The organism is Nocardia sp. NPDC051911 (assembly GCF_040681035.1).
In the GTDB taxonomy this organism is placed as follows: Bacteria; Actinomycetota; Actinomycetes; order Mycobacteriales; family Mycobacteriaceae; genus Nocardia; species Nocardia sichangensis.
Genome location: NZ_JBFAXY010000013.1, coordinates 105,359 through 117,489, shown reverse-complemented (window position 1 = coordinate 117,489; position 12,131 = coordinate 105,359). Strand labels below are relative to the sequence as shown.

Annotated in this window: 5 protein-coding genes (1 of these 5 cut by a window edge); all 5 read right to left on the bottom strand. The window is 71.1% G+C overall.

What is annotated here, in order from left to right; translation table 11 throughout:
• Positions 1–448: 448 nt before the first annotated feature.
• Entirely contained in the window at positions 449–2,047 is a 1,599-nt protein-coding gene (locus AB0L97_RS18310; RefSeq protein WP_364430825.1) for a hypothetical protein, read from the bottom strand.
• A gap of 105 nt (positions 2,048–2,152) precedes the next feature.
• A complete protein-coding gene (locus AB0L97_RS18305; protein WP_355076160.1) occupies positions 2,153–2,596 on the bottom strand; it encodes a hypothetical protein in 444 nt (147 codons plus the stop codon).
• Positions 2,593–3,084: a DUF6301 family protein gene (locus tag AB0L97_RS18300; protein WP_364430821.1), complete on the bottom strand. Its 492-nt coding sequence runs from the start codon at positions 3,082–3,084 to the stop codon at positions 2,593–2,595. Before AB0L97_RS18300 ends, AB0L97_RS18305 begins: the two co-directional genes overlap by 4 nt.
• A 29-nt stretch (positions 3,085–3,113) precedes the next feature.
• A complete protein-coding gene (locus tag AB0L97_RS18295) occupies positions 3,114–3,398 on the bottom strand; it encodes a hypothetical protein (RefSeq protein WP_364430818.1) in 285 nt (94 codons plus the stop codon).
• Positions 3,399–3,443: 45 nt separating this feature from the next.
• Positions 3,444–12,131, bottom strand: the final stretch of a protein-coding gene (locus AB0L97_RS18290) for a hypothetical protein (RefSeq protein ID WP_364430815.1). Its footprint extends 23,547 nt past the window's final position; only the last 8,688 of its 32,235 coding nucleotides appear in the window; its start codon lies beyond the right edge, outside the window; the stop codon is at positions 3,444–3,446.

The following is a 12,131-nucleotide window of genomic DNA, read 5'->3' as shown; positions in this document are numbered from 1 at the left end:
TCGGAAGGCTCCCGCACCTGTTGTCATCGCTGGGAAGCGCACTGGATGAGCGCCGACGCCCCCGGAAGATACGATGCCGAAGTCCGATCCCGGAGGCAGAGACTCCGACCCGCACAACTGAATACCTCCCCGACGTGGGCGTCGACGATATGCGCGCCACGGCGCGGCGTCCCGTTCGCCCCCGCGTACGGGATCACTCTCCTGCGCCCGGCAACTCATACGCTGACGACCCTCCTCATCGCTGGCGTGCCGTGAACGGCTGTGCGCCACACGTCAATATGGCAGCCGGTTCTTACGGCAGACCGAATATTGTCTTACGACGCACCAACGATTCTATGGTGAGTCGGTTCGCCGACGCATGTACAGACCCGAATCCTGGTGGCCCCTCCGCGCCGCTCACCGCCCCGGACCAGCCGGTTTCCACTGCGGCGCAGACGAGACACGAAGATCAGGACGCTCCGACCGCGCCGTGCCGATTCCGAAACCGCCGCTCGAACTCCGCGCGGTAGACCGATGGCGCCACCGAGGACGAAGACCGTTCCAGCACACCGTCATCGGCGATGTAGTAGATCGCCCGGCCGATCGCGATCTCACCCGGCTCGACCGGGACGTACACCATCCACCCCACGCTGATCCGATCGGCGCGCAGGTCCTCCACCGAATAGTTCGCGAGATCGGCCCCGCTGTCCCGGATGAACCGCTCGACCCGGGCGAGCGCGTCCTCTCGCGACATCGGCCCCGGCGCCGTCATGGTCACCCCGGCCATGGTCAGCTGGAAGAAAGCGCCGTCCACGTCGAATCGTTCGTCGTCATCGAAGACACCGGCGAGGGTGTCCCGCGTGACCACACCGGCCTCCGCGGCGGACACCAGCGCGCCGACGGCCGCGCGCCGACGCGCGTTCGCGTCGTCGCCGAGCAGGCTGCCGACGATGTCCACGACCGTCTCCGAGCTCCACACACCCGGCATCGCCTCGGCGAACCGGGCGGGTCCCGGTGACGCACCGCGGTACCAGCGGCCGTTCTCCCACCAGTAGCAGAACGACAGCAGACCGCTGGTGCAGCGGTGGTTCAACACCTGTCCCGCCACCCATTCCGGCGCTCCCGCGTACAGATCGGGCAACTGGAGCCCGTCGTTGTACGCCGCCGCCAGTTCCGGGGCATTCCACATCCCACCGGACAGCACGGCCCGCCCCCCGGGCAGCGCGTACAGCGAACAACCGCTGCGCTTGGCGCCTTCGAACCAGCTCACGGACGGCAGCAACCTTGGGCCCCAGGGCGATTCGGCCGCGACGAACGCCGCGGCGAGCACGGCCCACCGGGCGGCCATGATGGGGAACGGAGGCAGCTCGTCCTCGGACGGCACGGCCCGCACGCCCGCCTCCCGATCCGCCCGCGCCTGCGCCGCCGCAACCTGCGGCGGTCGCGACTGACGGTCACCGTGACCGACGTAGGCGCCGAGCCAGACCGGCAGCGAATCCCGGGGAAACGCCGCGAGATCAGCGAGATAGACCTCCGGCGGGAACAACTGCTCGTCCGGAAACGGCTCGTCGCCGTAGTCGTAGTCGACCTCCATCCGGCCGTCGCTGGTCAGCGTGAAGAGCAAACGCCACCAGGGCCCGTCCTCGAGCCCGGCCGCCAGCTCCCGATGCTCGCGGACCAGCGCCACGATCCCGGGTTCGGGAGTCACCCGCGCGGTGTGCTCTCGATCGTCGGAGTAGACGGCCAGCGCGACCTCCGCGGCCACCGTCAGCGCGAACACCGCGTCGACCCGCCGCCAGCCCTGCGGACCGCCCGCGGCCAGCTCCCGGGCGACCTGGTGCATGAGCGCCTTGGCCCGTTCGGCGACATCTTCGACCGGCGCCGCCTCGGACAGGGTGAAGCCGACATCAGGCTCCTCCGTAGCGACCTCGTAGCCCTCCGTGGACTGGTGGGCTACCGCTTCGGCCGGCACCTCGACCGCGGACGGCGACAGGTGCGGCTCGTCAGCGCCGTGTTCTGGAGCAGCACCGAGCTCGTCGCCGGTCGCCTGGCCGCCTGGTCTGGTCACGTCGCGGAAATCCCCTCATCCACCGCATCGGAGCCGGCGTACACGCCGCGATGCCTGCTCTGCTCGTCGTCCATCCTCATACAGCGCCGGTCCGCGCGGTGCTCGTCACGGCTCCTGCCGCAGGCCCAGTAGCGGCAGGTCGAGCTTGCGATTCCCCGAACGCTCGTTCCACCCCGTATAGGCCAGGGCAGTGGGGGCGTCGATGCCGAACCCGTCGCGCAACCCGGTGACGACCATGTCCGCCAGGCGGCGGTATTCGGTCGTGGGACTCGGCCACGGCAGCTCGGTCCACCAGTTGTTGTGGCTCGTGTCCCGCTCGCGCCAACCCGATTCGGCGATCAGCGCGCGTCCCGCAGCACCCGCGCGCAAGGCGGGGTCGAGCCATTCGTCATCGACCAATTCGGCCTCGAGCGCGTCATCGAGCTGGAGGAACTGGGCGTATCGCCGCCGCGGTCCGGTATCGGACTCGACCAGCTTCACGATGGAACCGGCGCGCAGCGCGGCCAGTTCCACGGCCAGACCAGCGGCGAAATCTCCCCACCCGGTCAACTCTGCTCCTGCTGCTCCAGCTCGACGGCCTGATCGTGCAGTTCGAGCCAGGAATTGGCGGTCGAGGACAGTTGAACCGAGCGGCCCAGGTCCGCCACCACCAGTGTCGTTTCCGGCCCCGCCCAGCGGACCTCCGCCGTGGCGCCAGGAACCCGGGTGGTCGGTTCGCCCAGTGCGCGGGTCAGCGCCGCGACCATCGCCACGAACGCGTCCCTCGACCGTGCCCTTCCGTCCGCGTCGTCCGGGGCGAAATCGGTGACGCGCAGCTTGATGTCGACGATCAGGCCGGCACGTCCGTGAATCTTTCCGCTGGCCATCCCGAATCCGGCGTCCAGCATCGCCCGGTCCGGATGGGCGGTCAGCACTTTCCAGCCGAACGCCTCGGCCAGCCGCGGCACCGCGTCCATCGGCTGGGAGCCGTCCAGCGACCGCAGGCCGGTCGCCAGGTCGACGATCTCGCTGTCGGTCAGCGCGCGCCATTCGGTCATGGGCCCACCTTAGGTCGTGACATCGGTGCTCACCGGGCCGACCGCCAACGATTGATCTCCTCGATCTTGCGGGCCAGCGCCTCCTTCCGCTCGCGAGCGTTGGAGCCGTCGAGCTGGCCCGCGAACGCCGAGCGGGCCGCGTCGACCAGCGCGTCCGGCACGTCGGGATAGGCGCGGGCGATCGCCCACAGCGCGTCCTCGGTCTTCATGTCGAGGCCCGTCTCCGTGCGGATGCCGCCGCCGGTCAGCACGGAGCGGAGCATCTCGTCGAAGTTCTCTCGCAGTTCGTCATCGGTCGGATGGTCGATCCGCATCACTACTCCTCACGTCGATGGTTACCTTGTCGCATCGCCGTCCGGTCATCCGGCGAAGATCTCGGCGCGGCGCACCGGGTCGTCGACCACGGCTCGGACCAGCGCGCCGATATCCATCTCCTCCGGCACCGAGCGATAGGTCAGCTCGCAGAAGACGGCACCGCCGACGGCCACCGCGAACCGGGTGGTGCGCCATCCCACCGTGCCCCATTCGACGCCGACGGGCCCGTCGAGCTCGACCGTGCGGTCACCGACACGAAGGACGAGTCTGCCGTCGTGTCGATAGAACACCACCGAGACTCCACCGAGCTCACCGTAGACGCCGTCGTGCGTGGCCGCCTCGGACGGGTTGGCGCGCAGCGCGCCGGTGATCGGGTCGAACTCCGCGGGTACACCGAAGCCTGCGAACGGGCGGACGAAGATACCCCGTTCCGGGTCCTGGCCGCGGCGCCCGTTCCCCTGCGGCCCGCGGCCGTTGGTCCGTGCGCCACCGTTCACCGCTGGCGTCATCGGCATGCCGGGCGGCATCGGGGGCATGGGCATACCCGGCGGGACCGTGCCGTCGGGCCGGCCTGGGTCGTTCGTGTTGCCAGGCCAGGTCGGTGAAGTGGGTGGATACGGTGCGGACGGTCCCGCGTATGGCGGTGCGGACGGTCCGGGGGTCGGCATAGTCGGGTATGAGGGTCGGGTCGACGGGTATGGGGGCAGTGTTCCCGGTGGCGTCGACGGATACGGAGGCGTCGGCTGGCCGGGTGTCGGCCCGCCGGGCGGGAAGGGAGGCGTCGACGGGTACGGAGGTTGCGTGGGCGGAACCGTAGGTGTGGGCGGCTCCGAGGGTGTCGGCGGAACTGGCGGCTCCGGGGGTGTCGGCGGAACCGGCGGCTCCGGGGGTGTCGGCGGAACCGGCGGCGTGGGCGGGACCGGCGGCGCGGGTGGTGTCGGCGGCGTGGGCGGAACCGGTGGAGTCGGCGGAACCGGCGGGAGCGGCGGCGTGGGCGGAGTCGGCGGAACCGGCGGTGGTGTCGGCGGAACCGGCGGTGTCGGCGGAACCGGCGGTGTCGGCGGAACCGGCGGGAGCGGCGGCGTGGGCGGAACCGGCGGGAGCGGCGGAACCGGCGGCGTGGGTGGCTGGGGTGGGTTCGGCGGCTTCGGGGGTTCCGGTTGCGGCATAGGGACGGGCCACCGCTCCACTTCGTTCAGGAACGGCCCCGGCATTTCGAACTCGTAGTCCCTCGGCGGATGCGGAATGTGCGAGCGCGGCGCCCAGTTCGGCGGCATCCGGCGGTAACGCACCGGCCCCGGGCCCGACGGACCCGCGGGCGGCTCCGAATCACCGTCGCGGTTCGAGCGAGCACCGCCCGACGACTCGTCAGCACCGTCGCGATGAACGCGAGTTCCGCTCTCCGGCGAATCGTCGCCACCGTCACGCTCCCGGCGTGACGTCTCCCCGCCACCGCGAGCAGTCCGGGAACCGGACGCGCCCTCCTGGGAGGAACGATGCGCGGAGCGCCCCGAAGGATGCTCGCGCACAGCGTCTTCGGCCCGCGCGAGCTCGTCCTCGGCATCGATCACACGCCGAGCCGCATCCTCGAGCCGCGCAACCCGCTCCTGCCACGGGCCTTGCTCATCCACCCGCATCGTGCGCCCACGCAGACCATCCAGCGCGTCATCCAGCGCATCCCGCGTCAGATCCTCGTCATTCACCGGTAGTCCACGACGCGCATCCGTGAGATCGGCCTGCGCATCAGCCAACTCCCGCTCCGCCGTAGCACGCTGCGCGGACAGACGCGCCCGCTCCGCTTCCGCCTCGGCACGAGCGGACTCTTCCGCTGCCCGCGAAACCGATTCTTCCGGTCCGTCGGGCGAGAGCGGCTCGATGGCTCCAGCGGCCTGCTCGAGTGTCTCGTCCAACCGCGCGAGCCCGTCTTCGGCGTCGAATACGCGGCGTGCCGCGTGCTCCAACGCTCCGACCCGCTCCTGCCACGGGCCCTGCTCCTCGACCCGCAACGTGCGCCCACGCAGGTTGTCGAGCGCATCGTCCAACGCATCGCGCGTCAGGTCCTCGTCATTCACCGGAAGACCGCGGCGGGCATCCGAAAGATCGGCCTGCGCGTCCGCCAACTCCCGAACCACCGCGGCGCGCTGCGCGGACAGGCGTTCCACATCGGCGCGGGCGGCGCGTTGAACGAGATCGGAGAGGGCGGCGATGTCGTCGGCGCGCCCGACGACATCGGCGCGCAGCTCGGCCTGCACTTCGGCGAGCTGACCGGGGGTCAGTCGCTCGTTCTGGTCGAGCTTGCCGTCGCGGTAGACCTCGTAGACCTCGGCCCACCGTTCCGGGCCCGCGTCGGTCAGGTCCACTCCGACCAGGCGCGCGAAGTCCCGCCCGGCCCCGCGATCGGGGCCGGGCGCGGCGCTGGTGTCGCCGTCCAGCATGCCGAGCCGGCCAGGAGCCTCGGTGAGGTGGACGACGTCGCCGATGACCGCCAGCAGGTGGCGAACGGCTTTGTCGTGCACGGGGAACTCGACATCGGACACGCGGGGATCGAGCGCTCGGTCACCGTGGGCGCGCGGGTCGAACACATCGACCGCGGCGAGCGCGTCGGCGTAGTCGGTGAGCGCGTCGACCAGGTCGGGGTGCAGGTTCGGCCGATGTGACTGGTTGGCGATCACCTCGCCCAGCTGCCCGAGACCGGTGATCCGCACTGTTCCCGGCAAGGCGTCGAGGCGCCGGACCAGCCGGTCGTTGGCCGCATCGATCGCGGCCGGGTCGATGCCGCGCAACAGCTTCGCGTATTTGACCAGCGCCTCGGCCCGTTGCTGCCGCAAGGCGTTGCGAATATCCGGGTCCGCCATCGCCTCGGCCAGGCGCCGCGGTGTCATGTCCGCGGCGTCCAGGCCGAGCCGGTGCGCCAGCACATGCCGCGCGTCGCCGACCTCGTGATAGGTGTCGATGTCCCAGGCGGTGCGCGCGTAGTCGATGATCGCCTCGATCTGTCCCGCGCGAATGGCGTTCTCGTCGCGCAGCACCGCGAGCCGCTCGGCGAGCAGTTCCGGGGAAGCCAGCTCCGCTTCGGTGATGTCGAGGCGCTGCGCGAGTTCACTGATGGCGTCGCCGATCTCCCGTCGCGACAACGGTTCCGGCGCCTCGTCCGCGACAGGAAGCGTGTCGGAGTTCACGACAGCGTCCGGCACGACACGCCAGCCGTCGCCGTCGTCCACCACGGTGACGTCGAGGCTGCGTCCCTCGACCTCGCCGGTGAAGTGACGCACCTGCGTCGCCCCGCCGTCGGCGATCGCGATCCGGTCCGGACGCACGTCGGTGACCAGGTAGTGGACCTCGACGATGCCCTCGTTGACGGCCTCGGCGAGCCTGGGGTGCGCCGCGAGCGCGTCGGCGAGGACGCGGTCGTGGCCGAGCGTGCCGTCCACGACCACCAACCGCATCGGCCCGCCGGGCTCGCCGGGGACCAGACCGAGACCGGTACCGTCTTCCAGCATCGCTCCGCCCCGAGCGAGTACCCGGTCCCGCCCGGCCATGTCGCCGATCAGGCCCGTGAGTTCGTCGGCCGCGGCATCGGCCCGCAGGAACTCGTCGGCGTCGGTGCGGAAGGCGGTCATGCCGCGCGCGTGCTCGCGGATCCGGTCCATCTCGTCGGCGAGCGCGTTCGCGAGCTGATGCGCGTCGAGCGCGTGCAGATCGGTGCCGAGCAGCTGCGCCCACACGGAACGCTCGTCCTTGATCTGGTCGCGGCGCAGCGCATTCTCGAAGAAGGAGCGCAGGCCCTGGTCCTGGCCCGGCTGGTCGGTGTCGTAGAGGTCGCCCCACTCGCGGCTCGGCTCACCGCCGTTGTTGACGCCCTGCCAGTCCAACAGGGTGGGGTTGCCGCCGAAGGCGCGCACTACCTCACCGAGGAAACGGTTCATCGGGTTGGCGTCGAAGAAGCCGACCTCGTAGCTGTACGGGATCCGCTCGTGCTCGGCGTTGTACCGGCGGGACGCCTCGGCGAGGCCGGTGAGCGCGCCGATCCGGCGGATCTGCTGATACCGCAGCAGATCGACGACCCGACGGACGTTCTCGAGGGTCGGTTCACCGAGGTCGACGCCCAGCGCAGCGGCCGCGGCCACCAGGGCGTCGGCCAGTTCCTGCCGCCGGACCGTCGCCTCGGACAACTCGCGCAGCCAGTCGGCGAGTTCACCGGTGCTCGCGGGCAGCTCCTCGCCCGACCGCAGGGCCGGTTCCGGTGTGGCGTCGGGCGTCTCGCCGTCGGTCGGCTCCGGCCTGGACTCCGGCGCGGCGATCGCGCGGGCGGCGTCCTCGGCCTGTCGCTTCAGCTCCTCGAGTTCCACCCCGAGTTCCCGGCGCACCAGCTCCGGATCGGCCTCCTCCAGCCAGTACCGGTACTCCTCGCCGTCGCGGGCGACCGGTGTGCCGTACTCGGCCGCCGAGTCGGCGACCCGGGAGGTCAGGCGCTTCAGGAACGGGACGAGTTCCCGCTTGCGCCACATGGTGACGGCTTCTTTGAGGATGCGGACCGGACTGAACTTGGTCTGCATCACCTCGTATTCGTCGCCGGGCGCGGGAGTCGGGTCGTAGTGCTTGGTGAGCGGCAGGCCCGCTTCGTGCGCGATCAGCGATTGGCCCGCGCTATCGATGCCGGAGCCGGACGGGTACTTCGGGCTCTCGCCGAGGTATCCCGCCGTCAGTGCCTCCCACAGGCGACGCAGCCGCGACTTCGGCCGCTCCGGTTGCCGCGGTGCGGGCACGTCGGTATCCGCCGGTTCGGGTGCGTCGAGACGTTCGGGCGTCTCCACCCGCCAGCCGCCGTTCTCGTCGGCGACCAGCCGCGCCGGCACGCGCTCACCATCGACCTCGAGGGTGTACCGGCGGGTCTCCCCCGGCTGGGGCTCGGCGCCGGTCTGGCCGCGGGCCGCTTGGACGGCGTCGGCGAGGTCTGCGATGGCTTGCGCGTCGCGGCGCACCGCGGCACGGGCCTGCTCCACCGTCCCGGCCGGATCGCGATCGAGATCGGCCGGATCGATGCGGAGCCGCCGTGCCCAGGCGTCGCGGGTCTCGCGCACCTGCGCGCGCAAGTCCGGATGACGCGTGCCGCGCGCCCGCTCGGTCGCTGCCGCGAGCGCCTCGACCATGCCCGCCTGCAACAGGTTTCGGTAACGCAGGTCGGCGATGGTGGCGCCGAGATGCTCCGGGGACAGGTCGTCCTCGTCGAGGGCGAATCGGCGTGCGAGCCGATCGCGAGTCCGGTCGATCGGTTCAGGACGCGGAGCGCGGGACGACTCGTGCGCATCCCCGGCACGCTCTCGGTTCGCATCATTCGAGTGCGGCTCGGCTGCCCGAGTGGCCTGTGCGCGGGCATCGTCCAGCCGAGCGACTTCCGCTTCGGCATCGAAGACACGGCGGGCAGCGCGCTCCAACTCCGTGACACGGTCCTGCCACGGACCTTGTTCGTCCAACCGCAGCGTGCGTCCGCGCAGTCCGTCGAGCGCGTCGTCCAACGCACCCGGCGTCAGGTCCGCGTCGTCGACCGGCAACCCACGGCGGGCCGCCACGAGATCGGCCTGCGCATCGGCCAATTCGCGGACCGCCGCGTCCCGCTGCGCGGACAGACGCTCGGCAACGACACGCGGCAACTGCACACCGTGAGTCGCGTCACGTGCATCCGATTGCTGTGTCCGTTCATTGGTGGTCGCGGCTTGCTCGAGGGCGCGTTCCGACCGAGCGAGTTCCGCGTCGGCGTCGAAGACGCGCCGGGCGGCGCGCTCCAACTCCGTGACGCGGTCCTGCCACGGTCCCTGACCGTCGACACGCGATGTGCGCCCACGCAAGGCTTCGAGCGCATCGTCCAACGCAGCCTGGGTGAGATCCTCGTCGTTCACCGGCAAGTTACGGCGAGCATCGGCGAGATCGGCCCGTGCGTCGGCCAGCTCCCGCGCCGCCGCATCCCGCTGCGCGGTCAGGCGCTCGGTGTCGGCCCCTGGACGAATTTCGGCCGCGGGATCGGCTTCGCGTGCTGCGTCTTCGGCCCGCGCGAGCCCGTCCTCGGCATCGAACACGCGCCGAGCCGCATCCTCGAGTCGCGTGACCCGGTCCTGCCATGGTTGCTGCTCATCCACACGCAACGTGCGGCCGCGCATGCCGTCGAGCGCGTCATCCAATGCGTCCCGTGTCAGATCCTCGTCATCGACCGGAAGACCATGCCGCGCATCCGCGAGACCGGCGCGCGCGTCGGCCAATTCGCGGACCGCCGCGTCCCGTTGCGCGGCCAGGCGTTCCGAGTCGGCGACCGTGCGGCCTGGGTCGGCAGGTGGCAGGGCATCCGGGCTCGTGGCAGCCGCGGGCAGTCGCGGTGGTCGCGGTTGCTCGATCGGCAGGCCCGCGCGGCGCAAGTCGTCCTGTACGTCGCGCAGGCCGTCGTCGGGCGCCTCGGCGAGCCAGAACTGCTCGTCTCCGTAGCGTTCCGCGCTGGTGAGCGGCTCGAAATCGTCCGGGTAGCGCATGCGCGGGCCGTCGGCTTCGTCGAGGAAGCCTCGCGCCCTGGCGATTTCGGCGAGTTCGGCCAGAGCGGCCAGCGGATCGCGCAGCGCGGCGAATCTCTCGTCGAGACCCAATGCCTCGGCGAGCAGGCGAACGTGCTCGGCCTCGGCATCGGTGAGCGGGTCGGCATCGCGCTGATCGGTCCAATCGCGCTGTTGGCGAAGGAATTCGAGCACGTCGTGAACGGGATTGCCGGTGCGACGAGCACCATCCGGACGGCCATCGGCCGGTGGCTCGGCATTCGTGGGCGGCGGCCCGGATGGCGGCTCACCATCCGCACCTGCGGCCTCCGCCCGCGGTTCGGCGGTGTCAGGCAGCACAGCGACCGGGCGATCCTGGTCGGCGTCGGCACGCACCGGTTCTTCGGCCTCGACCTCACGTGTAACCGGCTCTGCGCCTGGATCTTCCGATGGCGATTCGGTGTCAGCAGCCCGAGCCGCTTGTGCACGAGCGTATTCGGCCCGCGCCAATTCGTCCTCGGCGTCGAACACGCGCCGCGCGGCACGCTCCAACTCCGCAATCCGCTCGTGCCACGGCCCCTGCTCGTCCACCCGCGATGTGCGGCCACGCAAGGCTTCGAGCGCATCGTCCAACGCATCCCGCGTCAGATCCTCCTCGTTCACCGGCAACCCACGGCGAGCATCCGCCAGGTCGGCCCGCGCGTCCGCCAACTCCCGCTCCGCCGCATCACGCCGGGCGGTCGGGCGGCTCGGTTCGGCGTCGACACGTACCGATTCCCCGGCCACGGTGTCCGCTCCACGCGAAGCAGATTCTTCGCCGGGGTTGTCCGATATCGGACGGGCCACCTGGCCGTCCTCGTCGCGAGCGTCGTCCACCCGCGCGAACGCGTCCTCCGCGTCGAACACCCGCCGCGCCGCATCCTCGAGCCGTGCAACCCGCTCCTGCCACGGGCCCTGCTCATCCACCCGCATCGTGCGGCCACCCAGGGCTTCGAGCGCATCGTCCAACGCATCCCGCGTCAGATCCTCCTCGTTCACCGGCAACCCACGGCGAGCGTCCGCGAGGTCGGCCCGCGCATCCGCCAACTCCTGTGCCGCCGCATCACGCTCAGCCGACAGATGCTCGGCGTCAACACCCGGATGCCTTTCGCCGCCAGTCGCACCTAGGTCGTCGGCTCGTGTTTTCCCCGCGACAGGCCCTCTGGTTTCCCGAGCTTCTCCGGGTGAAGCCGGGTCGCCGACGCGCGCACTTCCCGCGACGGGTCTCCTGGGAGACCGGTCGCCGTCACCCGGAGCCGGATCGCCCACGCGCGTAGTTCCCGCCACTGGTTCCCCCGGCGCGGGCGGTGGCGTTGGCTCTGTGCCCGAGGGGAATCCGTCGAGCTCGCGTTCGAGTGCGTCGAGGCGGTCCATGGCGCGGCGGTGGATCTCGTCCAGTTCGTCCAGCAGGCGAGCATGCAACTCGTCCAGCGTCTGGGCCTCCGGAGACGGGTGTGCCGCGTCGTCCGGCCCGCCTGCGAGCCGGTCGAGCCGGGCGACGGCGGCGTCGAAGTGCTGATCGAGGTCCGTCGCGATCCCGTCGAGCTGGGCGAAGGTGTCGCGAAGCAGCTCGTCGAATCGTTCGTCGGTGCGCCGGGCCGCGTCGTCGAACTCCGCGCGGATGCGCTCCAGCGCCGCCTCGGCCGAGTTCTCCGCGCCCGGGCGGGCCGTGGGCGCCGCGAGCGGCGGGACCTCGGCTGCGGCCGGGACGCCCTGGTCGGGCCGAGCGGACAGCTCGTCGAACCGTGCGGCGATCTCGGCTTCGATGTCGGCCAGGCGGTCGAGAGCGCGCTGCTCGATCCGGTCCAGATCCGTACTCGCGCGGCGCAACAGGTCGTCGAGCTGCTGGTCGATTCGGCGGTGCAGCTCGTCGAGGTCGGCGAGCGCTCGGTGCGCATCGTCGCGCGCGGTGACGGATGGGGAGTGCGGCGCGGCGTTCCGCAGGTCGTCCGACGCACTTTCACCGGACTCATCCGGACGCACGGTGCGCGGCGACGCCGCATCCGGCTCGCTCCCGGGACGGTCGGTCGACGGCACGGCTAGCTCACCGTCACCCGAATCATCGGACGCGCCCAGACGCGTGGTGCGCGACGCCTCCGCCGCATCCGGTTCGCGCTCAGGACGGTCGGTCCGCGGCACACCCTGCCCACCGTCACCCGAATCATCGGACTCGTCCGG

Excerpts from the sequence above, each read along its gene's own strand:
- AB0L97_RS18300 (WP_364430821.1), bottom strand. The coding sequence starts at position 3,084 with ATGACCGAATGGCGCGCGCTGACCGACAGCGAGATCGTCGACCTGGCG.
- AB0L97_RS18295 (WP_364430818.1), bottom strand. The coding sequence starts at position 3,398 with ATGCGGATCGACCATCCGACCGATGACGAACTGCGAGAGAACTTCGAC.